The organism is Microbispora sp. CA-135349 (assembly GCF_050947365.1).
Taxonomy (GTDB): Bacteria; Actinomycetota; Actinomycetes; order Streptosporangiales; family Streptosporangiaceae; genus Microbispora.
The window spans coordinates 6,505,109-6,527,571 of sequence record NZ_CP192001.1; the positions used below are offsets into that span (position 1 = coordinate 6,505,109).

Below are 22,463 nucleotides of genomic sequence, written 5' to 3' on the forward strand. Positions count from 1 at the left end.
TGGGCTCTTATGTCCATTCCCCTACTGTGCTGCCGTGGCCAACTCATTCCCGCCCGCGGATCTCCCGATGCAGGACCCGCCCACCGACCCCACGGGCGAGCAGTTCCGCGAGGCATTCCGTGGTTTCGCTGCGGCAGCCCCCGGCTCGCATGAGATCATGCCAGGCACCCCCAATTCGGGCATGATCTCGGGAGGTGCCGTGCCCACGGACCGCAGCGAACACCAGCGGGAACCGGCGTGGCCGGAGATCCCGCCGGCCTGGCCCGAGATGCCTCCGCCCTCCTCGTTCACCCCCACCGTGCGCTCCTTCGTCGAGGGGGCGCCGCAGCAGCCCGCGGACGCCACCGCGACCATGGCGGGTCCACTGCCCGGCGCGGCCGCGCGGCAGCCCGCCCCCGCCTTCGGCGAGCCCGACCGGCCCGGCTCCGCTCCTTCCTCCGGCGGGCCGGAGAAGTTCGGTGGCCCGGAGAATTTCGGTGGCCCGGAGAATTTCGGTGGCACAGAGAACTTCGGCGGCGCAGAGGGCTTCGGCGGGCCTGGGAGTTTCGGCGGCCGGCAGGGTTTCGGGAGCAGGGAGAGTTTCGGCGGCCCCGCGCAGAGCGGCGGCCCCGCGCCCTTCGGCGGCCCCGCCCCGGTGTACGGCAGGCCGGGCCCCGCCGGCCCCGATCAGAGCCAGAACCAGAGCCACGGCCAGAGCCACGGCCCGAACCAGGGACAGCCCGGCCCGCACGGGGTCACGTTCCCGGGCGGCCAGGACCGCTCACAGCCCTCGTCGCCGTTCACCCCCTCGGTTCGCTCGTACGCCGAGTCCGCCCCGCCCGCCTCCACGGCGCCGCCACCGCCTTCTCAGCCGGAGGATCCGTATCGGCCGTTCGTGACGGCGGGACAGATCAGCGGGCCGAAGACGCCTCCCGCGCACCGGCAGCAGGAGCTGTGGAACACGGTGTTCGGGGAGAACTATCAGGCCATCGACGAGTACGAGGAGGAGCCCGGCCGGCCGGTCTGGCTGTACGCACTGGTGGCCTCGGCCGTCGCCGCGCTCGTCGGGGTGCTCGTGTGGGCGTTCGCCGCCGGGCCGCTCAGCTCCGGCGACACGGCCGAGGCGGCGACGTCCGCGAAGCCCTCCCCCGCCAAGCCCGGCGTCACGGCCAAGCCTCAGGCGCAGGCCACACGGCTGCCCGTCTACAAGGGCACGGCCTCCCCCGTGAACGGCGTGCTCACCGACGCCGCCGGCCGGATCACGCTGCCCAAGCTCGGCGGCCCCTGGCAGGCGGACGCGAACCCGGCCCAGATCAAGGCGACGTACGGCTTCACCAGCAGGCAGTACGTGCAGGCCGGTACGACCGCGGACGGCAAGAGCGAGTTCGCCCTGGTGATGTCGGGCACACTGGCCCCGTCGCTGGCCGCGAAGTACACCACGCCCGACAACCTGGGCCCTGTCGTCAACGCGGTGATGTACCGGGCGCGGCAGACCCAGTTCCCCAAGGACAACAAGGCCACCAGGACCGCCCAGCAGCGCCTGGCCCGCAACGGCCTGACCGGTCTGCTGACCGCATACAAGGTGACGGCCGGCGGCGCGAGCACCACGGTCGTGATCGCGGCCGTGAACACCGGCGCCGACCTGCCCACGATCGTCTACATGGCCGTGCCTCAGCCGAAGAGCGATCTGCTCGCCGACATCAACACGGTCTTCCGGTCGATCAAGCCGATCCGCTGAGAGGGAACCGGCGACGCGACGCCGGTGCGCGGGCGGACCCGCGCACCGGCTCGGCGGATGCGCTCCCAGCCCCTTACAGGGCCGCCGCTTCCATGTATCCCCACCGCTGGGCGTTGGGCACGAACACGTAGACCCAGTGGCCCTGCGACCGGCTCTTGTCGCTGACGTGGACGTGCCAGCCCGGCAGAACGTTGCCGATGACGAAGTTGGCCTCGTCGCGCAGGGTGGCGTTGCGAGTCACAAGCCTGCGCTGCTCGACGATGCGTGCCGGGGGCAGGGTGAAGCCGACGGGGCGCCATCCCGACGGCGAGACGTTGCTCCGGCCCTCCTGAACCCTGTCCGGCGCCGGCTGGCCCGCCGGATAGTCCAGCTGCGGGACCGAGCGGCCGATGCAGTCACGCCGGGTGAAGCCCCACCAGGGGAAGGCGTCGTGGGCACGTCCGGGATCCGAGACGAGGGCCCATTCGCCGTCAACGTTGTACCGCCAGATGAGGTGGCGCCCGGCGGGGATGGTGAAGGTCGTGTTCGCGACGACTCCGGGCTTGGGGTAGTTGAGATAGACCGTGCAGGTGGTGGCGGCGGCGTAGCGGACGAACAGCTTCGTCTGCGCCGCCGTCGCCGTGCGGGCGACGGCTCGCGCATCGCTCCTGGCGCTCGTGGCGGCGTTCGCCGCGGTGGGCACGCAGATCACCGCCGCCAGCGCGAGCGTCACCGGAGTCTTGACTGCGAAAGCAGGTCTCACGTGGAAGCCTTTCGTATGGCGTGACGGAATGCGGGTCATTAGCCCGCAAGGAACCGGACCGATGCGATTATGTACGTCACGATCAGCTGCGACAGGTATTTTCACTGCTGAAATCGATGAAATCCAGAAAACGCGCCCACCAGCGGAAACGTGCGCGTGAAACCGGAAACAGCAGGGGTGAAAACACGTGGAGGAGACAGCGGGCGACGAGGTCCGGCGAGCACGGGAGGCGGCGGGCATGACGCAGCGGGAGCTCGCGAAGGAGGTCAGCCGACAAGGAGTGCGAATGTCGACACCGACGCTCTCACGGTGCGAAATGGGCCGCCGCGCGTTTAAAACGGAGGAATTGGCGGTCATCCGCCGGGTCCTCGCACCGGCCTCCGGCATGGAGCCGGCGAACGATCCCGCACCAGGAATCGACCTGGAGACCGCAGCGGCCCTTACGTCCGCCGGCGAGACAGGACGGCGGCGCCGCACCGGACCGCGGGTGCCGTGGGCCGCCGCCTTCGGCGTCGGAGCGTCGGTGATCGCACTCGCGCTCGTGCTCCAGGTCCGCACCGTGCTGACGAGCGGCGACGCCGCGGCCTCCCCCTCCGCCTCGCAGGCGGACGCCGGCTGCGGCCGGTACGAGGTGGCCGCGCGGGACCTGTGGCTGCGCGACCGCTACGGGGAGCCGCTCGTGCAGCTCCCGCACGGCCTCGCCCTGACCGACGCGGGCGGTGGCGACGACGCCGGCCGCTACCGGCACGTGTCCACGACGGACGGGAGGAGCGGGTGGGTCGACCCCGCCTACCTCAAGCCTCGTTGTCCTTGATCCGGCCGGTTCAGAACTCGCAGGTCATGTGCTTGATGCCGTTGATGAAGCTGGACAGCAGGCGCTCCGGCTCGCCCGCCTCGATCTGCGGGACCCGCCGCAGCAGCTCGCGGAACATCGCGGTGATCTCCCGGCGGGCCAGATGGGCGCCCAGGCAGAAGTGCGGACCCGGGCCGCCGAAGCCGACGTGCGGATTGGGGTCGCGCAGGATGTCGAAGCGCAGCGGGTCGTCGAAGACCCGCTCGTCGCGGTTGGCCGCCCAGTAGTACAGCAGGACCTTCTCGCCCTCGCGGTAGAGGTTGCCGTTCATCTCGTGGTCGCGGGTGACCTTGCGGCGCATGTAGTTGACCGGCGCGGCCAGCCGGACGATCTCTTCGATCGCGCGCGGCGCCCGGCCCTCGAAGTCCTCCAGCCACAGCCGTCGCTGATCCGGGTTGAGCGTGAGGAGGCGCAGGCCGTGCGAGATGGCGTTGCGGGTGGTCTCGTTGCCGGCCACGACGAGCAGGATGAAGAACGAACCGAGCTCCTGGGCGGTCAGTTGCTCCCCGTCGATGTTGGCGTTGACCAGCGACGAGGTGAGGTCGTCGGTCGGCGTGTCCATCCGCAGCGCGGCCAGGTCCTGCACGAGTTGCTGCAGCTCCATCCCCGCGGTGAGCAGCGCGTGCGCGATGTCCTCACGGTCGCTGACGTACTCCGGGTCGGTGGCGCCGAGGACGATGTTCGAGCGGTCGAAGACGAACTGGTAGTCCTTCGCCGGGATGCCCATCATGTCGCAGATGATCTTCAAAGGCAGCTTCGCGGCCACCTCGGTGACGAAGTCGCAGCCGGGGCCGGTCTCCAGCAGCTCGTCCACGATGCGCGAGGCGGCGGCGTCCACGTCGGACTCGAACTGCTTGATCATCCGTGGCGTGAAGGCGCGCGAGACGATCCGCCGCAGGCGCGCGTGCCGCGGGTCGTCCATGTTGATCATCGAGCCGAAATACTCGGCGAACTCCGCCGGGAGGTCCGGGATGTTGGTGGCCCCGCCGTCGCCCGAGCAGAAGACCTCCGGGTTGCGGCTGGCCTCCAGGATGTCGGCGTGCCGGACGAGCGCGTGGTAGCCCGGGCCCTGGGGAGTGCCCGCGAAGGTGAACTCCGGCTCGGGGAAGAAGGCGGGCGTGTCCAGGTCGCGCAGCAGCCGGAACGCGCGCTCGCGATCCTCGTCCGGGAGGCCCCAGAAGTTCCAGTCGTTGAGGTCGATGTCCGCGGCCGAGGTGATGGGCGTACGCCCCACGGGCTCCGTCGGCGGTGTCGTCATGAAGAGGCCGGCCCTTCCGAGTGACTAGAACCACATTCGGCCGTCAGTCTGCCACAGTGACGGGCTCATCGGCAGTGGGCCCGGCGGTGGGCCCGCCACGGCGCTCATTGACGCGCTCCCCGGCCTGAAGGCCGGGGATTCAGCCCGTGCCGCATCATGCGGCACCTCTGATGCTTCCTGCTTCTCGCGCTGTGCCAGGCCGGGGCCTGGTCTTACCCGCGCTCCACAGGCGTTGAGCCTGTCCGCCCGTCCAGCGGCCAGGATGTTCTTCGCCGCGTTGACGTCCCGGTCGTGGACCGCCCCGCAGGGGCAGGTCCACTCCCGGACGTTCAGCGGCATGGACTGTTGGACGGTCCCGCACTGTGAGCACCGCTTGGAGGAGGGAAACCACCGGTCGATCCGGTGGAAGAACCGCCCGTACAGCACGGCCTTGTATTCCAGCATGGTCACGAACTGCGACCAGCCCGCGTCATGCACGCTCTTGGCCAACCGGGTGCGCGCCGGCCCCGCCACGGCCAGGTCTTCCACGATCACCGTTTGGTTCTCACGGATGATCTGCGTGGACAGCTGGTGGTGGAACTGTCGGCGCGCGTCAGTGACCTTCGCGTGCTGGCGGGCCACCACCAGGCGGTTCGCCGGGAGCGTGGGCGGCGCACCGATCAGCGTCCTGCGCCAGTACACCGAGCACCACAACCGTCCCGTCTGATCCGCTAAGACGCCGATCCGCCTGACGGCGAACCGGCTTTCCCTGCCCCGCTACGCGGGACAGTCCGCTTCACCCCCGGCCTGAAGGCCGGAGCACTGCGGACGAATCCGGTAGCTCATGTGCTTGACGCCGTTGATGAAGTTGGACAGCAGGTACGACGGCTCGCCCACGGAGCGGATGGCGGGCATGCGGTCGAACAGCTCCCGGAACATCACCGTGATCTCCCGGCGGGCGAGGTGGGCGCCCAGGCAGTAGTGGGGACCGGGGCCGCCGAAGCCGACGTGCGGGTTGGGACTCCGGGTGATGTCGAAGACGTCGGGATCAGAGAAGACGGCCTCATCCCGGTTCGCGGAGTTGTAGAACAGCAGAACCTTGTCGCCCGCACGGTAGTCCTGGCCGTTCATCGTGTGATCACGCGTTACGGTGCGCCGGAACTGGATGACGGGGGTGCAGTAGCGGACGATCTCCTCGACGGCGCCCGCGACGCGCCCGTCGAAGTCCTCCAGCAGCAGCGCGCGCTGGTCGGGGTGGTCGGTGAGCAGTTTGAGCCCGTGCGCGACGGCGTTGCGCGTGGTCTCGCTCCCGGCGACGACGAGCAGGATGAAGAACGAGCCGAGCTCCTGGGCGGTGAGGCGCTCCTCACCGTGCACGAGCATGCTGGTCAGGTCACCGGTGGGCCGCCGGCGGCGCTCTCCGGCCAGGCGGCGGGCCAGCGTGTTCAGGTCGTGCCCGGCTCGCAGCAGCGCCGCCAGCCCGCGGGCGGTGCTCCAGCGGCCGAAGGAGCCGTCCGGACTGGACGGGTCGACGCTGACGCCCGAATACTCGGAGTCGGCGTTGGCCAGGACCGTGTTCGTACGGCGCAGCACCCGGTCGTGATGTTCCGCCGGGATGCCCATCATGTCGCAGATCACCCGTACGGGTAATCGGGCGGCGATCTGGGTGACGAAGTCGCCGGGCCCTTCCCGCACAGCCCGGTCGACGATCTCCCGGGCGGCCCGGGCCAGGTCCTCCTCCATCTTCGCCAGGATCCGCGGGGTGAACGCCCGCGAGACGATCCGCCGCAGGCGGGCGTGCCGGGGATCGTCCATGTTGATCATCGAGCCGAAGTAGACGGCCAGCCAGCGCGGCATGTCGTTGATGCTGTTGGCCGTCGGCTCGCTGCTGAAAACCGCGGCGTTCCGGCTCGCCTCGGTCACGTCGGCGTGCCGCACCAGCGCGTAGTAGCCCGGGCCGTGGCCGATGAAGGGGATCTTGTTCTCACGGAAGAAGACGGGGCGGTCGAGCGCGCGCAGGCGGCGGAACGCCTCGTGCCGCTCGGCCTGGGGCAGCCCCCAGAACGGGATGTGGGACAGGTCGACAGCCGTGTCCATGCCGCCCACTCTCGTGCGGGGGCACCGCATCGTCAAGAGTCGGGAACGCCCTTGTCACCGCACCCTCAACATCCGCCGCCCCAGCCGTTACGCTGAGGTACCTACCGGTTGGTATGGACCTGATCGGTCCAATGGAAGAGGGAGCGGCAGATGCTCAACCTGGCCGTCGTGCTGGATGACAGCGCACGGGAGAAGCCCGACGCCACCGCGGTCGTCTTCGGCGACATGCGCCTGCCGTACTCGCTCGTGAACACCATCGCCAACCAGATCGCCAACCTGCTCGTCGCGCGCGGCGTCGGCAGGGGGGACAAGGTGGCGCTGGCCTGCCCCAACCTGCCGTACTTCCCGTTCGTCTACTACGGAATCCTCAAGGCGGGCGCGACCGTCGTCCCGCTGAACGTGCTGCTGCAGTCGCGGGAGATCGCCTACCACCTGAACGACTCCGACGCCAAGGCCTTCTTCTGCTTCGAGGGCACGCCCGAGCTGCCGCTCGGCGAGCGGGGCAGGGCCGGCTTCGCCGAGGCCGAGCGCGCGGAGCACTTCATCGTGCTGCCGGCCACGCCGTTCGCCACCGAGTCCGAGCTCGGCGAGACGCTGTGGGCGGCCCTCGACGGGGTGTCCGGCGAGTTCGAGACCGTGCAGACCTCCGCCGACGACACGGCGGTGATCCTCTACACCAGCGGCACCACCGGCCAGCCGAAGGGCGCCGAGCTCACCCACCAGAACATGGTCATGAACGCCGTCGTCAGCGACGAGATGTTCCCCCGGCAGGCGGACAACACCTATCTCGTCGCACTGCCGCTGTTCCACTCCTTCGGCCAGACGGTGCTGATGAACGCCGGGTTCCGGCGCAGCGGCGCGCTCGTGCTGCTGCCGCGCTTCGAGCCCGCCGAGGCCCTCGCGCTGATGAAGCGCGAGCAGGTCACGTTGTTCGCGGGAGTGCCGACGATGTACTGGGCCATGCTCACCGCCGTGCACGCCGGGGCTGCCGAGGTGCCGTCCTCGCTGGTCACGGCGGTCTCCGGTGGCTCGGCGCTGCCGGTCGAGGTGCTCAAGGACTTCAGCGCGACGTTCGGCGTGGACATCCTGGAGGGCTACGGCCTGTCGGAAACCTCGCCCGTGGCCTCGTTCAACCAGCCGGGCAGGCCCGCGAAGGCCGGCTCGATCGGCACGCCGATCTGGGGCGTCGAGATGAAGCTGGTGGACGCCGTCTGGAACACGGCCGACGACATCGGCGAGATCGCCGTCCGTGGCCACAACATCATGAAGGGCTACTACAACCGGCCCGAGGCCACCGCCGAGGTGATGAAGGACGGCTGGTTCCGCACCGGTGACATGGCCCGGCGGGACGAGGACGGCTACTACTTCATCGTCGACCGGGCCAAGGACATGATCATCCGGGGTGGGTTCAACGTGTATCCCCGGGAGATCGAGGAGGTCCTCATGACCCACCCGGCGGTCTCGCTCGCCGCGGTCGTCGGGGTGCCCCACGACTCCCACGGCGAGGAGGTCAAGGCGTACGTCATCCGCAAGCCCGGCGCCACGACCACCGAGGAGGAACTGGTGGCGTGGTGCCGGGAGACGATGGCGGCCTACAAGTACCCGCGGATCGTGGAGTTCCGCGAGTCCCTGCCGATGACCGCCACCGGCAAGATCCTCAAGCGCGAGCTGCGGTAGGGCCGCTCACGGCCAGTCGAGGGACGGGCGCAGCGGAACGTGCGACTGTCCCTCGTCGAGCCGGACGCCGAGCACCTGGTGGAGCTGCACCTTGTTGCGCTCGAAGCCGACGACGCAGCCGGCCATGTAGAGCCGCCAGACCCGCGCGGTGCCCTGGCCGACCTCCTCGACCGCCTCGTCCCAGTGGTCGTCGAGGTTCTTGCACCACTCGCGCAGCGTCAGCGCGTAGTGCTCGCGCAGGTTCTCCTCGTGGCGGACCTCGAAACCGGTGTCCTCCATCTGGCGGATCAGGTAGCCCACCGACTCCAGCTCGCCGTCGGGGAAGACGTAGCGGTTGATGAAGCCGCCCTTGTTGAGGGTCTTCTCCGTGCTGGTCGGGCGGGTGATGCAGTGGTTGAGCAGGCGCCCGCCCGGCTTGAGCTTGCCGTACAGGAAGGAGAAGTACGACGGCAGGTTGTCCTTGCCGATGTGCTCGGTGAGGCCGATCGAGCTGACCCGGTCGAACCCGGTCTCCGCGACGTCGCGGTAGTCCATGTAGCGGACCTCGGCGAGCTCCGACAGCCCGGCCTCCGCGATGGCCTTCTGCGCCCACTCGGCCTGCTGGCGCGACAGCGTGACGCCGAGGCCCTTCACGCCGTACTCCTTGGCCGCGTGCATGACCATGCCGCCCCAGCCGCAGCCGACGTCGAGCAGCCGCATGCCCGGCTTGAGGTCGAGCTTCTTGGCGACCAGGTCGAACTTCGTGTACTGCGCCTCCTCCAGCGTCGCGTCCGGCCGCGGGAAGACCGCGCAGGTGTACGCCATGGAGGGGCCGAGCACCCACTCGTAGAAGCGGTTGGAGACGTCGTAGTGGTGGTGGATCACCTCGGCGTCGCGCTGCTTGGCATGCCGGCTGCCCAGCTTGGCCAGCGTGCTCTGCCGCGCCTCCTGCGGCGGCGGCGGCACACGCATCAGCAGCGGCTTGATCCCGAGCGAGCGGACCGCGGCGACCTTCTCGCTGAGCGGCAGGTCGTTGAGCGTCAGCGACCACATCCGGTCGAGCAGGGTGTACATGTCCCCGTGCACATCGATGTGCCCGGTGATGTACGCGCGGGCGAGGCCGAGCTCTCCCGGCGCCTGCGCGAGGTAGGCCACCGCCACCGGCGACTTCACCTCGATGCGGACGTCCGCCCCCGACGTTCCGGCCTTGCTGCCGTCGTAGGCGACGAACTCGACGCCCGCGTCAGGACCGACGATCTTCTCGAAGATCTTCGCAAGAGTCATTGCACCTCTCCCGACGTTTCGACGCCTACCGGCCTCTGACGCACTTGTCATAGAGGTCCAGCAGCCGGCCGCCCGGGTCGTAAGCGCGTTTGACCGGCCAGTAGGCGTCCCCGTTGTAGAGCCGCCAGAACTCCTCACGCTCGTAGAACGAGGTGGAGTACAGCGACTTGTGGCCGTCGAGCGAGTGAACGGCTCGCTCGATCAACCGGTTGTGGTACCCGTCGTACTGACCGCGTGGCAGGGGCACCATGCCCCAGAAGCCGAAGTTCACGTAGAGACGGCCCGGCTCCAGGGGGTAGAGCGACCACTCGCCGCTCGCCTTGAGCGGGCACATCCACACCGGGGTCATGCCGACCTGGTCGTGGAAGACCTCCAGGAACTCGGCGCCGCGCTCGACGGGCACCTCGACGTCCTGGATGACCGACTCGTGCACCGGGTTGTTGCGCCAGCGGTCGATCCTGGCGGTCACGCCGTACCTCTGGTCGAGGCCGACGAGCTTGCGGTAGACGTCCGACCGCAGGTAGCGGCGCGGCAGGAGCGAGCGGACCAGCGGCTGCTGCACACCGAAGGCGCGCGAGCACCAGAACCAGTCGGTGTCCCAGCGCCACAGGTAGTCGCGCACGGTCAGCCAGTCGCGGACACGGCTGCGGATCGACTGGTAGTAGATCCGCATGCCGGTGTAGTCGGACGTGTAGGGTGCCCGGTCGGAGAACGAGCCCACCGTGATGTACAGCTCGTCCGGGCCGAAGAACGTGCCGTCGACGAAGTCGATCTGCTCGCCGTCGTGTTCGCGGCTCTCGCAGAGCTCCTGCATGGCGAGCATGCACTTGTCGGCGTCGCTGAAGCGGATGTGCGTCAGCTTGACGTACGGCTTCACCCGGGCCAGCTTGATCCGGATGCGCAGGGCGTAGCCGAGCGTGCCGTAGGAGTTGGGGAACGCGCGGAACAGGTCCGCGTGTTCGTTGTCCGGCCGGGCCACCAGGATCCGCCCGTCGCCGGTGAGGATCTCCAGCTCCTCGACCGACTCGTGCGGCAGGCCGTCCTTGAAGCTCGTCGACTCGATGCCGAGGCCGGTGACCGCACCGCCCAGCGTGATCGTCTTGAGCTGCGGCACGACGTAGGGCATGAGCCCGTACGGAAGCGTGGCGTCCACCAGGTTCTCGTACGTCGTCATGCCCTGGACCTCGGCCGTCATGGTCACCGGGTCGACGTGGATGACCTGGTCCAGATCGCGGGCGGACAGCGTGGCCGTCTTGGCCGGCGCGCGGAAGCGGAACAGGTTCGTCGTGGGCTTGGCCAGCCGGGGAGCGGCGTCCTCCGGAATGGCCGAGTAGGAGTCCCTGATCTGCTCGACGGCCTTTTTATGGGCGGTCATACTGGCCGTGCGCTCTGGCATGACACCACCCCCATGGATCGTAGAGATCGCCTTCTTGGCACGCTATCCCCAGAGGGGAACGCAGACCAGAGTAGACACGTTACGCCCGCGAAAACTATCCGGTGATCGCGCGTCGCTGCGTCGGCGTAGATCGTATCCTCCCTCTTTTCATCGCCTCCGCCGCCCCTGCCGTAACTGTGGAAACCGTCATGACCCTGGACGGACGGCGGCGTGTCGATCATCCCATGGACACGTCCACTCGGCTCGGGGTGGCGCCGGCCGGGCGCCGGGCGGCCCGCTCAGCGGACTCGGTCGTAGACCAGGGCGATCTCGCCCAGCTCGCCGGTCTCCTGGCGGGTGAGCGTCCACTTCGTCGCAGGCAGGCCGTCGTCGAACAGGCGGCGCCCGCCTCCGGCGATCTCAGGGAGAATCATGAGGTACAGCCGATCGAGCAGGTCCGCCGACAGGAGCGGCTTGATGACGCCGGCGCTGCTGTTGACGAGGATGTCGCCTACGCCGGTGGCCTTGAGGTCCTTGACGACATCGGCAGCGGGGGCGTTCACCACACGGGTGCGCTCCCACGGCGCCTCGGTCAAGGTGGTCGAGAAGACCACCTTCTCCGTGTCGACCAGCCACTTGGCGTATCCGCGGTCACGAGGGTCGGCGTTCTCGTCGTCGGCGACCGATGACCAGTACCCCATGAATCCCTCGGCGTTGATCCGGCCGAGCACCGCCGTCGTCGCGCCCTCCCAGATGCGGTTCATGTGGTTTCGCGCGACCTCGGTGATCACGTAGGGAGCGAACGCAGCGAAATCGCCGGGTCCGCCGGGACCGTGGTAACGCCCGTCGAGGGTGAGACTCAGGTTCGCGGTCACCCTGCGGCCGGTCGAGTCGGTCATTTCGTGCTCCTTGTATCGGTGTCGTGTGCCTTCGCGGCAAGGGTCGCCGCGAGCTTGTCGAGGCTCTGGCCGAAGCCGATCTCGATCCCCGCGATGAAGTCCGCGGAGTCGACGGTGCTGTCGGTGATGCGGAAGCGGACGTCGAGGTCCGTGCCGGTGCCGGTGGGCCTGAGGTCGAGGTCGAGGTGGGCGGTGAAGGCCCGCCCGCCCTCGGGAAGCAGCGGAGAGAGCCGGTAGGCGAGGTGCTCGTAAGGGCGCACCTCGCCGACGACCCCCTCCGCGCGCCCGGCGATGTGGCCGGAACCGTCTATGTCCTCGACATCGCGGTATTCATGAGCGATCCGCCCGCCCGGTCGCGCCTCGAACACGAGCTCGGAGACGCGCAGATCGTCGGGCGTCCACCAATGGGCGAGCAGCGAGGCGTCGGTCAGATGGTGCCAGACCAGCTCGGGCCGCCCCTCCAGCGACCGGTGGAACCCGAACGAGCGGCCGTCGGCCCATCCCGGCTCCTGCGCGGCGAGCCGCTCCGCGTGGAGGCTGAGCCCGTAGCGATCGTAAGTCTCCCGCGGGCCGCCGGCCTCGTCAGCGGTGTCGGCGAGCCGGCTGAGCGCGTCCGCGAGCTCCCGAAGGGGCTCGGACCGGAGCGCGTAGATGCGGCGCTGACCGGTGCGCCGGGAGGTGACGATGCCGGCGCGTTCGAGGGTCTGCAGGTGCTTGGTCGTCTGCGGCTGGCGCGCCTCGGCGAGCCGGGCCAGGACGCCGACCGGCCGGGGGCGCTCGGCCAGCAGAGTCACGAGCCGCCATCGGGCCGGGTCGGCCAGCGCGGCGAGGAGTACGTCCACGAGGCGAAAGTATTCTCCACAGAGAATATTCGTGTCAAGGAATATTGATCCCCGCCGTCGACACAAGCCGTTCCGGCACGCCTCCAGAAACATGTTCTACTTGTCGCGTGAAGTGATGCCCGATGTGAGGAGGGTGCGATGGACGAGCCGCGGGGACCGCTGGCGGGGATCCGGGTGCTGGAGCTGGCCGGTCTCGCCCCCGGGCCGTTCGCCGGGATGATGCTCGCCGACCACGGCGCCGAGGTGCTGCGGGTCGACCGGGTGCAGGCCGTGAGCGACGCCCCGCGCCGTGAGGTGATGGATCGCGGCAAGCGCACGATCGGCCTCGACCTGAAGTCGCCCGAGGGCGTCGCCGCCTTCAAGCGGCTGGCCGGGCGGGCCGACGTGGTGATCGAGGTGTTCCGTCCCGGGGTCGCGGAGCGGCTCGGCATCGGCCCCGCCGACCTGCACGCGGTGAACGAGCGGCTGGTCTACGGCCGCATGACCGGCTGGGGCCAGGACGGCCCGCTCGCCTCCACCGCCGGGCACGACATCGACTACATCGCGATCGCCGGGGTGCTGTCGATGCTGGGCCGCGAGGGCGGCAAGCCCACCCCGCCGATCAACATCCTCGGCGACTTCGCCGGTGGCGGTCTCATGCTGGCGTACGGCGTGCTGCTGGCCCTGCTGGAGCGGGAGCGCACCGGACGCGGCCGCGTGGTGGACGCCGCGATGGTCGACGGCGCGGCGCTGCTGTTCTCGATGTTCTACGGCGGGGTGCACTCCGGCCACTGGGGCCCGCGCGGCACCAACCTCCTCGACACCGGCGCCCCCATGTACGACACGTACGAGACGGCCGACGGCGGCTTCCTCGCCGTGGGCGCGCTGGAGCCGCAGTTCTGGGCGGAGATGCTCACCCGGATGGGCCTCGACGACATGCCCGGCCGCGACGACCCCGCGAACTGGCCGGCCATCAGGGAGCGGCTCACCGAGGCGTTCCGGGCGCGCACCCGGGCCGAATGGGAGGCGGTCTTCGAGGGCTCCGACGCCTGTGTGTCCCCCGTGCTCGACCCGCGCGAGGCCGTCCGGCATCCGCACAACCGGGCGCGCGGCACGTTCGTGGAGGTCGGCGGGCTGCCGCAGGCCGCGCCCGCGCCCCGCCTGGCCGGCGTGCCGCGCGCCGCCCTGTCTCCGGCCACCCGGCTGCACGACCTGAGTGCCTGGGGCCTGCCCGGCGACGAGGCGAAGGCCCTGCGTGCCGCCGGCGTGCTGGCCTGACCGTGCTGGCCTGACCGTGCCGCCCCGACCCCCGGCTCCCCCTTCCCCCGAGACGACCGAGGAGATTCCCCACATGGACCTTTTCGAGGCCCTCTACACGACCCGCGCCATGCGGCGGGTCAAGCCCGACCCCATCCCACTGGAGGTCCAGGAACGCATCCTGGACGCCGCGGTCCGCGCACCCAGCGCCGGCAACACCCAGGGCTGGCGATTCCTGCTGGTGGACGACCCCGAGGTGAAGTCCCAGCTGGGGCCGCTGTACCGGGACGCGCTCGGCAGGCTGTTCGAAGGGCACTACAAGCCGATGCGCGAGCGGGCCGAGGCGACCGGCGACGCCCGCACGCTGAACGTGCTGCGGTCGGCCCAGCACCTGGCCGACAACTTCGAGGCCTATCCCCTGCTGATGTTCGCGTTCACCCGCAACGATGCCGGCGGCGGCTCCATCTACCCCTCGGTGTGGAGCGCCCAGCTCGCCGCCCGCGCCTTCGGGGTGGGCAGCGCGCTGACGTCCGTGCTGGGACTGTTCCACGGCGCCGAGACGATGCGGATCCTCGGCGTGCCCGAGGACAAGGGCTGGCAGGTGGCGTGCATGGTCACCTTCGGCTATCCGACCGGCCGCTGGGGGGTGGCCCCGCGTCGGCCCGCCCACGAGGTCGCCTACCGCAACCAGTGGGGTGAGCCGGTCGGCTTCGAGATCCACGAACCCCTCTGGACGCCCTGAGTCGATCACGCTGACCGCCCTCCGATGAAGCAGCTCTTGTCTCGAATGTAGTACACCTACTACATTCGAGAGCACTGCCACTTCATTGGAGGGCGCATGCATGACGTGATCCGCGTACGCGGACTCCGCATGGCGTACGGGCCCGTTCAGGTCCTGAACGGGGTCGACCTCGACCTGCGCAGGGGCGAGGTGTTCACGCTGCTGGGGCCCAACGGCGCCGGCAAGACCACCCTGGTCGAGATCCTGGAAGGGTTCCGTACGGCCTGGACGGGCGAGGCCGAGGTGCTCGGCGAGAACCCGGTGCGGGCCGGGGACGCCTGGCGGGCGCGGCTCGGCGTGGTGATGCAGTCATGGCGTGACCACCCCCGCTGGCGGGTGCGCGACCTGCTCGCGCACGTCGCGGCGCACTACGAGAAGCCGCGCGACGTCGACGAGCTGCTCGCCGCTCTCGGCCTGACCGAGGCGGCGCGCAACCGGGCGGGGGTGCTGTCCGGGGGCCAGCGCCGCAGGCTGGACGTCGCCCTCGGCATCGTCGGCCGTCCCGAGGTGCTGTTCCTCGACGAGCCCACGACCGGGTTCGACCCCGAGGCCCGGCGGGAGTTCCACCTGCTGATCGAGCGGCTGGCCGGCGAGGAGGGGCTGACCGTACTGCTCACCACGCACGACCTGGCCGAGGCCGAGCGGTTGTCCGGGCGGATCGCCGTACTCGTGGCCGGGCGGGTGGTCACCTGCGGCAGCCCGGCCGAGCTGGCCCGCGCCGTGCAGGCGCCGTCGCTGGTGCGCTGGGCGGACGGCGAGCTGGAGACCGCCGACCCCTCCGGCGTGGCCTGGGACCTGCATCGGCGGTACGGCGGCCCGGTCCCCGGGCTGGAGATCAGGCGGCCGACCCTGGAGGAGAGCTACCTGGATCTCATCGAGGAGACACGCGAGACCGCGACGGTGGGAGGGACGCGATGAGCTCGACGATCCTGGGGCTGCGGCGGGGCTGGACCGAGCAGCTCAACCTCTGGAGCGACCGCAAGGAGCTGCTGAACGCCCTCATCGGGACCGTCGGCACCTACGTGGTGCTCGTCCTGTTCATCGGCGGCAACAACGTGTCCGGCACGCCCGTGTCCATGGCGGCGTTCATGACGCCGGGGTTCCTGGCGTTCGCGGTGTTCTCGACCGGGCTGATGGGGCTGCCCATGCTGATCGCCGCGGACCGCGAGGAGGGCACGCTGATGCGGGCCCGGACGCTGCCGGGAGGCATCCGGGTCTACCTGACCGGGCGGGCCGTCACGACGCTGCTGACGATCGCGCTCAACGCCGCGCTCGTCCTGCTGGTGGCCGTGCCGCTCGCCGGGGTTTCCGTGCCGTCGACGCCCGGGCGGTGGTTCACTCTCGCCTGGGTCCTGGTGCTCGGCACGCTGGCCGTCGTGCCGCTGGGCGCGGTCATCGGCAGCCTGGTGTCCGGGCCGAAGGCGGCCGCGGCCATGCTCGGCCTGCCGGCGATGCTCCTGATGCTCGTCTCCGGGGTGATGTTCCCGCTGGAGATGATGCCCGGCCTGGTGCGCGGCATCGCCCAGGTCTTCCCGCTCTACTGGCAGGGCGTCGGACTGCGCGCGGCGTTCCTGCCCGACTCCGTCCTCGCGGCCGAGATCGGGCACAGCTGGCCGCTCGGCCGGGCGGCGGCCGTTCTGGGGGCGTGGGCCGTCGGCGGTATGGTTCTAGCCCCCTGGTTGCTGCGCCGGGTCCGCGGAAGATGAGCGGACTCGCGGGGCTGGTGACGGTCGGCGAAGAGCCGGCGGAGGTGAGACGTGGCCGAGGAGCCGGTGTTCAACCGCATCGCGGTGCTGAGGGCCGACCGCGGCGTCTCGCGCCGGGATCTGGCCACCGCGCTCGGGGTGCACTACCAGACGGTGGGCTACCTGGAGCGCGGCGAGTACAGCCCCAGCCTCCACCTGGCCCTGCGGATCGCCGAGTTCTTCGAGGTGCCGGTGGAGGTCGTCTTCTCCCTCAAGCCGTTCCCCAAGCTGGGGAGCGCGTCATGAGCCTGCGCGAACGCCTGGACGGCCACATCGCCCGGGCGATGGAAGAGGAACGCCTCGTGGCGCTGCACCGCACCCGGCGGCGGCGCCGCCTGCTGGTGGTGGCGGGCGCGGCCAGCGTGCTGCTGCTGTGGGCGGACGCCGCGGTCTCGTGGGCGATCGCCCCGAGCGACACCGCCGTCCGGGTCAACCTCGTGCTGCTGGTGGTCATGGCGGCGATCTACATCCCGGTCGTGACCGCGCTGAACAGCGCCACCCGCGGGCTCGCCTCGCTGCCGGAAAGCCGCCTCGACGAGCGGCAGGCCGCCGAGAGGTTCCGCGCGCACACGTACGCGAACAGGGTGATGCGGCTCGTCCTGGGCGCCCTGGCGGTGTTCGTCGTGGTCGCGACCTGGGACGAGGGGGAGAAGCCCCAGATCCCCGGCGCGGCCGTGTTCCTCGGCGTCTTCGCGCTGTTGTGGACGCACTTCCTGCTGCCGCTGCTGGTCGCCGGATGGCGGCTGCCCGACCCGCCGCCGGACGACGACCAGGACGACGACGAGGACGGCGAGCAGAGCGACGGTCAGGCCGGCGTCGCCTGAGCCTGCACCGGCGGCCCGGAGGGCTCGCCGAACGACGGCAGCGTGGCCACGAAGAGGTCGACGCCCCCGGGATGGTGGATCTCCAGGTCGGTGGTGAAGGCACGGGCCGGGGTGGCGCCCGACTCGGTGTGCCTCCACACCTGCTGCCAGGTGTCGAGGAGCGCTCCCGGCATCGGTCCCCGCGCCTCGAACAGCAGAGCGGGCACGCCCGGCACCCGTACGGCGACCATGCCCTCGGGCAGCCGCGCCGCCGTGCGCACGGCCACGCCGACGATCTGGGTGTAGGCGCCGTTGTGGTCGCTCTCGTAGTCGGTCAGCACGGCGTACAGATTCTCGTCGATCCGGCCGGGCACGTGCGCGAAGGCTCCCGGCGCTCCGGCGCGGGCCCACAGACCCCGCAACTGGGCGCGGGCCGGGTCCGCCTCCGCCGCGTTGGTCGTCCGTACGGCGTAACCGACGACGAGCGTCTCCGGACGGTCAACGATGATCACATGCTCTCCTTCCAGGCGAGGTCAATGTATCCCGTGCGCGGGCCTGCTCCGGCGGCGGCCGGGAATGCCGGAGACGACCCCTCACAACATAGGCTGGACAAACGTGCGATTCCTCAATGATGTACTGCCGCCCTACGATCTCACGTACAGCGATGTCTTCATGGTGCCGTCTCGTTCCTCGGTCGGTTCGCGCCTCGCCGTGGACCTGTCCGCCGTGGACGGCACCGGCACCACGATCCCCGTCGTCGTCGCCAACATGACGGCCGTCGCGGGCCGTCGCATGGCCGAGACCGTCGCCCGGCGCGGCGGCATCGCCGTCATTCCCCAGGACATCCCGATCGACGTGGTCACCGAGGTCGTCGAGTGGGTGAAGAACCGCGACCTCGTCCACGACACGCCCATCACCCTCACCCCCCACGACACCGTGGGCGAGGCGCTCACCCTGCTGCCCAAGCGGGCGCACGGCGCGGTCATCGTCGTGGACTGGGACAACCGCCCGGTCGGGGTGGTGACCGAGGCCGACTGCCACGGCGTCGACATGTTCACGCAGCTCTCCCAGGTCATGACCGCCTCGCCGCAGACGCTGCCGCAGGGCGTCGATCCGCAGGCCGCGTTCGAGGCGCTGCACGAGGGCCGCCACCGGCTGGCCCCCGTGGTGGACGGGGACGGCCGTCTGGTCGGCATCCTCACCCGCACCGGCGCCCTGCGCTCCACCCTCTACCAGCCCGCCGTCGACGCCCGGAACCGGCTGCGCGTCGCGGCGGCGGTCGGGGTGAACGGCGACGTGGCCGCCAAGTCCAAGGAACTGCTCGACGCCGGGGTCGACGTGCTCGTCGTCGACACGGCCCACGGCCACCAGGAGAAGATGATCTCGGCGCTGCGTGCCGTACGCGCCCTGGGGCCCTCCGTGCCGGTCGCGGCGGGCAACGTCGTCACCGCGGAGGGCGTACGCGACCTCGTCGAGGCCGGCGCCGACATCGTGAAGGTCGGCGTGGGCCCGGGCGCCATGTGCACGACCCGCATGATGACCGGCGTGGGACGGCCGCAGTTCTCCGCCGTGCTGGAGTGCGCGGCCGAGGCCCGCCGCCTCGGCCGGCACGTGTGGGCCGACGGCGGCGTGCGCCATCCCCGCGACGTCGCGCTGGCGCTCGCCGCGGGCGCCTCGAACGTCATGATCGGCTCGTGGTTCGCCGGCACGTACGAGTCGCCGGGCGACACCCGCACGGCCGCCGACGGGCGCAAGTACAAGGAGAACTTCGGCATGGCCTCGGCCCGTGCCGTACGGCTGCGCACCGCCGAGGACTCGCCCTTCGAGCGGGCCCGTAAGGCGCTGTTCGAGGAGGGCATCTCGACCTCGCGGATGTACCTCGACCCGGCGCGGCCCAGCGTCGAGGACCAGATCGACGCCATCGTGGCCGGTCTCCGTTCCTCCTGCACGTACGCCGGCGCCGCGACGCTGGAGGAGTTCCACGAGCGGGCCGTGATCGGCGTGCAGAGCTCCTCCGGCTACAGCGAGGGCATGCCACTGCACCAGAGCTGGTGACTCCTTCTATTCCGTGCAGGAATATCGGGCTCCGTCGGGGTAGTGCGTTCGTGTACCGACCGCACTACCCCGCGGAGGCGATCATGCAGTACTCCCCGGCCGGAGAGCCGGTCAGTCCGGCGGCCGACAGACGGCTGCTGGTCAGTTACGACAACTACACGGCGGCGCAGCGCGCCGTCGACACCCTGTCCGACGCAGGGTTCCCGGTGGAGAACACCGCGATCGTCGGCAGCGACCTGCGTCTCGAGGAGACCGTCACCGGACGGCTCACCAACGGCAGGGCGGCGCTGTCCGGCCTTGTCACCGGCGCGGTGTTCGGGCTCATCGTCGGCCTGTTCCTCGGGCTGTTCACCTCGGCCACGACCCCGTTCTTCGGACTGGTGCTGTGGTCGATCCTCTGGGGCGCCATCGCCGGCGCCGCCTTCGGCTTCACCAGCCACGCCTTCACCGGCGGGACGCGCGACTTCTCGTCCAGGAGCTCGATCGTCGCCGGACGCTACGACGTGCTGGTGGCCTCTCCCATGCTCGACCAGGCCCAGGCGCTGCTGCAGGGCGGCGTGCAGCCGGCCGACACCGTCGTCGTGACGCGTCCGCCGTCGGCCGGTCCCGTCACGACGGCGCCGGTCACGGCGGGTGACACCGCGCCGCAGGCCCCCGCTTTCCCGGAGACCGGGTCCCTCGCGGAGGAGGTCCGTGCGGAGGAGGTCCGTGCGGAGGAGGTCCGTGCGGAGGAAGCCCGCGCGGAGGAGGCACGGCTCGCGCGGGAGCGCGCCGAGGAGGCGCGCGACGACGACCGGGCGGGCCTGTCGAGGGGCCGTCGCGGGTAATCCTCGTCGGCCACAGGAGTTCCGACGCCTTCCCCGCCGCGCGGGGAAGGCGTCGTCGTGTCGGCCGTCACCGGTAGAGTCGTCAGCCGGCCGGAACTTCCGGCACTCCCGAAACTCTGGGCACGCGGGAAACGCGCCGCACGCAGGAGACGCGCAGCATGCGAACGCCGCTCCGGCACGGAGAGCCAAGCCGGCACAGAGCATTTCGGCGAGCAGAGCATCGGCACGTACGAGCAGGAGGCCCACGTGGCACTGGAGAAGCCCGAGATCGACTTTCCCGAAGGCGCGCCGCCCGCGGACCTGGAGATCGTCGATCTCATCGAGGGGGACGGGCCGGAGGCCAAGCCCGGGCAGAACGTGACCGTCCACTACGTGGGGGTGACGTTCTCCACGGGTGAGGAGTTCGACGCCTCCTGGAACCGCGGCCAGCCGTTCCAGTTCCCGCTCGGCGGTGGCCGGGTCATCGCCGGCTGGGACCGCGGCGTGGCCGGCATGAAGGTCGGCGGACGGCGCCGTCTGACGATCCCCCCGCACCTCGGGTACGGCAACCGCGGCGCGGGCCCCCTCATCAAGCCCGGCGAGACCCTCATCTTCGTCGTCGACCTGCTTGGGGTGGGCTGACCGGGCACCGGTGAGGCGCCCGCCGTGCTCCGCACAGGGGATAGTGGAGCCGGGGCGCGTTGAGGATGATGGCCGCGTGGACGATACCCCCCCGAACCGCGGCCTCACGCACGGCCGCCTCACGCATGGCCGTCCGCAGGACGGCCCCTTGCGAACGCCGGCTTCCGGGAGGCCGGCGTGACCGGAGCCGACGTCACAGCCACCGGCGGTCCGGCGGTCCGGGCCGGAACACCGCTCACCGGACCGCCCCGGGCCGTGCTCGCGGTCGCGGTCGCCACCGTGGCCGTGCTGCTCGCGGTCAGCCCGTGGTACGGGTACCACCGCGACGAGCTGTACTTCCGCATGCTGGGCGAACGGCCGCGGCTCGGATACTTCGACACGCCGCCGCTGACGCCGATGATCGCCCGGTTGTCCACGACGATCTTCGGAGACACGGTCGTCGCCCTGCGGATCGTCCCCGCCCTGTGCACCGGGGTCCTGGTCGTGCTCGTCGCCCTGCTGGCCCGCGAGCTGGGCGGCGGCCGTACGGCCCAGATCCTCGCCGCGGCCGGGACCGCGACCTCCGTGCTGCCTCTCCTGGCCGGGCACGCTCTGCTGACCCTCACCCCCGACCTCGTGCTGTGGAGCGCGGTCACGCTGTGCCTGCTCCGGGTGCTGCTGCGAGGGGACGGGCGCTACTGGCTCTGGGCGGGCGCGCTGTGCGGGATCGCCGCGTACAACCGGGATCTGATCGTGGTGCTGCTGGGCGGCGTCGGCCTGGGCGTTCTCGTGGCCGGTCCGCGCGAGGTCCTGCGGGACGGGCGACTGTGGGCCGGCGTCCTCCTGGCCCTGGCCGTCGCCTCGCCCAACCTGATCTATCAGGCCACGCACGACTGGCCGCAGTTCCAGATGGCCGAGGCGTTGCGGATCGACGAGGGCGCGGACAACCGGGCCGCCTTCGTCCCGCTGCAGATCGTGCTGCTCGGGCCCGCGCAGGCGGTGCTGTGCGTGGCCGGCTGGCTGCGGCTGTGGCGGAACCGGCGGGTCCGCTCCCTCGCCGTCGCCTATCCCGTCGCCTGCGCCCTGATTCTGTACGCGGGGGGCCGCCCCGACTACACCGGCGCGTTCCTGCTCTACCTGTTCGCGGCCGGCTGTGTCACGGCGGCCGGATGGCGGTGGCGGAAGACGCTCGTCGCGGCGCTGGCGATCGACGCCGTGGTCGCGGTGGTCGTGGCACTGCCGGTCGTCCCGGCCGCGTCGCTCGCGGGAACGCCGGTCGCCGCGATCAACGAGGTGGCCCGTGAGTCGGTGGGCATGCGCGACGTGGCGGCGCAGACGGCCCGGGTGGTGGACGGCCTGCCCGCCGGCGAGCGCGCCGGTGCGGTGCTGCTCGCGGGGAACTACGGCGAGGCCGGCGCGCTGCGCCGCTGGGCGGGCGAGTTCGGGCTGCCCGCGGTCTACAGCGGCCACAACGAGCTGTGGTGGTGGGGACCGCCCCCGGAGGGGACGCGGGTGGTCGTGGCCGTCGGCTACCCGCCCGCCGGCCTCCGCACCGTCTTCGCCCGCTGCACCCCGGCGGGCAGGCTGAGCGGGATGCCGGGTGAGGAACAGGGCGTGCCGATCACGGTCTGCCGCGACCCCGTCCGGCCCTGGCGCGAGCTGTGGCCGAGCGCCCGCCACTACAGCTAGCCGACCCCCGGCCTGGGCACCTGCC

General features: G+C 70.8%; 22 protein-coding genes. 13 read left to right on the forward strand and 9 right to left on the reverse strand.

What is annotated here, in order from left to right; translation table 11 throughout:
* The first annotated feature begins 34 nt into the window (after positions 1-34).
* The gene (locus ACQPZZ_RS29825) at positions 35-1,717 is read left to right on the forward strand and encodes a hypothetical protein (protein ID WP_432924530.1); all 1,683 of its coding nucleotides are present in this window, start codon (positions 35-37) and stop codon (positions 1,715-1,717) included.
* Between the two features lie 73 nt (positions 1,718-1,790).
* On the opposite strand, the gene ACQPZZ_RS29830 is transcribed toward ACQPZZ_RS29825, so the two are convergent.
* Positions 1,791-2,459: a hypothetical protein gene (locus ACQPZZ_RS29830; protein ID WP_432924532.1), complete on the reverse strand. Its 669-nt coding sequence runs from the start codon at positions 2,457-2,459 to the stop codon at positions 1,791-1,793.
* Between the two features lie 187 nt (positions 2,460-2,646).
* Here ACQPZZ_RS29830 and ACQPZZ_RS29835 point away from each other — a divergent pair, with 187 nt between their 5' ends.
* Entirely contained in the window at positions 2,647-3,273 is a 627-nt protein-coding gene (locus ACQPZZ_RS29835) for a helix-turn-helix transcriptional regulator (RefSeq protein WP_432924534.1), read from the forward strand.
* Positions 3,274-3,283: 10 nt separating this feature from the next.
* Here ACQPZZ_RS29835 and ACQPZZ_RS29840 read toward each other — a convergent pair whose 3' ends face one another.
* The 3 genes from ACQPZZ_RS29840 to ACQPZZ_RS29850 form a co-directional block, all read right to left on the reverse strand.
* Entirely contained in the window at positions 3,284-4,570 is a 1,287-nt protein-coding gene (locus ACQPZZ_RS29840) for a cytochrome P450 (RefSeq protein WP_432924536.1), read from the reverse strand.
* Positions 4,571-4,594: 24 nt separating this feature from the next.
* Positions 4,595-5,251, reverse strand: coding sequence for an RNA-guided endonuclease InsQ/TnpB family protein (locus ACQPZZ_RS29845; protein WP_432924538.1), 657 nt, complete (start codon positions 5,249-5,251; stop codon positions 4,595-4,597).
* A 75-nt stretch (positions 5,252-5,326) separates the two neighbouring features.
* On the reverse strand, positions 5,327-6,646 hold the full coding sequence (locus ACQPZZ_RS29850; protein ID WP_432924540.1) for a cytochrome P450: 1,320 nt from the start codon (positions 6,644-6,646) through the stop codon (positions 5,327-5,329).
* A gap of 150 nt (positions 6,647-6,796) precedes the next feature.
* On the opposite strand from ACQPZZ_RS29850, the gene ACQPZZ_RS29855 reads away from it, so the two are divergent.
* The gene (locus ACQPZZ_RS29855; RefSeq protein WP_432924542.1) at positions 6,797-8,323 is read left to right on the forward strand and encodes a long-chain-fatty-acid--CoA ligase; all 1,527 of its coding nucleotides are present in this window, start codon (positions 6,797-6,799) and stop codon (positions 8,321-8,323) included.
* Positions 8,324-8,329: 6 nt separating this feature from the next.
* Here ACQPZZ_RS29855 and ACQPZZ_RS29860 read toward each other — a convergent pair whose 3' ends face one another.
* The 4 genes from ACQPZZ_RS29860 to ACQPZZ_RS29875 form a co-directional block, all read right to left on the reverse strand.
* The gene (locus tag ACQPZZ_RS29860; RefSeq protein ID WP_363643239.1) at positions 8,330-9,586 is read right to left on the reverse strand and encodes a class I SAM-dependent methyltransferase; all 1,257 of its coding nucleotides are present in this window, start codon (positions 9,584-9,586) and stop codon (positions 8,330-8,332) included.
* Between the two features lie 25 nt (positions 9,587-9,611).
* Positions 9,612-10,982, reverse strand: coding sequence for an FAD-binding oxidoreductase (locus tag ACQPZZ_RS29865; protein WP_432924544.1), 1,371 nt, complete (start codon positions 10,980-10,982; stop codon positions 9,612-9,614).
* 278 nt (positions 10,983-11,260) lie between these two features.
* On the reverse strand, positions 11,261-11,860 hold the full coding sequence (locus tag ACQPZZ_RS29870; protein ID WP_432924546.1) for a dihydrofolate reductase family protein: 600 nt from the start codon (positions 11,858-11,860) through the stop codon (positions 11,261-11,263).
* Positions 11,857-12,702: a metalloregulator ArsR/SmtB family transcription factor gene (locus ACQPZZ_RS29875; RefSeq protein ID WP_432924548.1), complete on the reverse strand. Its 846-nt coding sequence runs from the start codon at positions 12,700-12,702 to the stop codon at positions 11,857-11,859. Before ACQPZZ_RS29875 ends, ACQPZZ_RS29870 begins: the two co-directional genes overlap by 4 nt.
* A 138-nt stretch (positions 12,703-12,840) precedes the next feature.
* Between ACQPZZ_RS29875 and ACQPZZ_RS29880 the strand changes: the two genes are divergently transcribed.
* The 6 genes from ACQPZZ_RS29880 to ACQPZZ_RS29905 all read left to right on the forward strand — a co-directional run bounded on the left by ACQPZZ_RS29880 (position 12,841) and on the right by ACQPZZ_RS29905 (position 17,288).
* Positions 12,841-13,959: a CaiB/BaiF CoA transferase family protein gene (locus ACQPZZ_RS29880; RefSeq protein WP_432924550.1), complete on the forward strand. Its 1,119-nt coding sequence runs from the start codon at positions 12,841-12,843 to the stop codon at positions 13,957-13,959.
* Between the two features lie 73 nt (positions 13,960-14,032).
* Positions 14,033-14,680 carry a nitroreductase family protein gene (locus ACQPZZ_RS29885; protein WP_432924552.1) on the forward strand — a complete coding sequence of 216 codons (648 nt, stop codon included), beginning with the start codon at positions 14,033-14,035 and terminating at the stop codon, positions 14,678-14,680.
* Positions 14,681-14,776: 96 nt separating this feature from the next.
* Positions 14,777-15,637, forward strand: a complete 861-nt coding sequence (locus ACQPZZ_RS29890; RefSeq protein WP_432924554.1) for an ABC transporter ATP-binding protein — start codon at positions 14,777-14,779, stop codon at positions 15,635-15,637.
* Positions 15,634-16,425: an ABC transporter permease gene (locus ACQPZZ_RS29895; RefSeq protein WP_432924556.1), complete on the forward strand. Its 792-nt coding sequence runs from the start codon at positions 15,634-15,636 to the stop codon at positions 16,423-16,425. The genes ACQPZZ_RS29890 and ACQPZZ_RS29895 overlap by 4 nt, the downstream gene beginning before the upstream one ends.
* Positions 16,426-16,476: 51 nt before the next feature.
* A complete protein-coding gene (locus ACQPZZ_RS29900) occupies positions 16,477-16,710 on the forward strand; it encodes a helix-turn-helix transcriptional regulator (protein WP_432924558.1) in 234 nt (77 codons plus the stop codon).
* Entirely contained in the window at positions 16,707-17,288 is a 582-nt protein-coding gene (locus ACQPZZ_RS29905) for a hypothetical protein (RefSeq protein ID WP_432924560.1), read from the forward strand. Before ACQPZZ_RS29900 ends, ACQPZZ_RS29905 begins: the two co-directional genes overlap by 4 nt.
* Here the strand turns inward: ACQPZZ_RS29905 and ACQPZZ_RS29910 are convergent.
* On the reverse strand, positions 17,270-17,779 hold the full coding sequence (locus ACQPZZ_RS29910) for a GyrI-like domain-containing protein (RefSeq protein WP_432924561.1): 510 nt from the start codon (positions 17,777-17,779) through the stop codon (positions 17,270-17,272). The two genes, ACQPZZ_RS29905 and ACQPZZ_RS29910, sit on opposite strands and share 19 nt — an antisense overlap.
* A 103-nt stretch (positions 17,780-17,882) precedes the next feature.
* Here ACQPZZ_RS29910 and ACQPZZ_RS29915 point away from each other — a divergent pair, with 103 nt between their 5' ends.
* From ACQPZZ_RS29915 to ACQPZZ_RS29930, 4 genes are all read left to right on the forward strand, one after another.
* On the forward strand, positions 17,883-19,322 hold the full coding sequence (locus tag ACQPZZ_RS29915) for a GuaB1 family IMP dehydrogenase-related protein (protein WP_432924563.1): 1,440 nt from the start codon (positions 17,883-17,885) through the stop codon (positions 19,320-19,322).
* A 50-nt stretch (positions 19,323-19,372) separates the two neighbouring features.
* Positions 19,373-20,149: a general stress protein gene (locus tag ACQPZZ_RS29920; RefSeq protein WP_432924565.1), complete on the forward strand. Its 777-nt coding sequence runs from the start codon at positions 19,373-19,375 to the stop codon at positions 20,147-20,149.
* 246 nt (positions 20,150-20,395) lie between these two features.
* Positions 20,396-20,770, forward strand: a complete 375-nt coding sequence (locus ACQPZZ_RS29925; protein ID WP_363643263.1) for an FKBP-type peptidyl-prolyl cis-trans isomerase — start codon at positions 20,396-20,398, stop codon at positions 20,768-20,770.
* 177 nt (positions 20,771-20,947) lie between these two features.
* Positions 20,948-22,438 carry a glycosyltransferase family 39 protein gene (locus ACQPZZ_RS29930; protein WP_432924567.1) on the forward strand — a complete coding sequence of 497 codons (1,491 nt, stop codon included), beginning with the start codon at positions 20,948-20,950 and terminating at the stop codon, positions 22,436-22,438.
* The last annotated feature ends 25 nt before the right edge of the window (positions 22,439-22,463 follow it).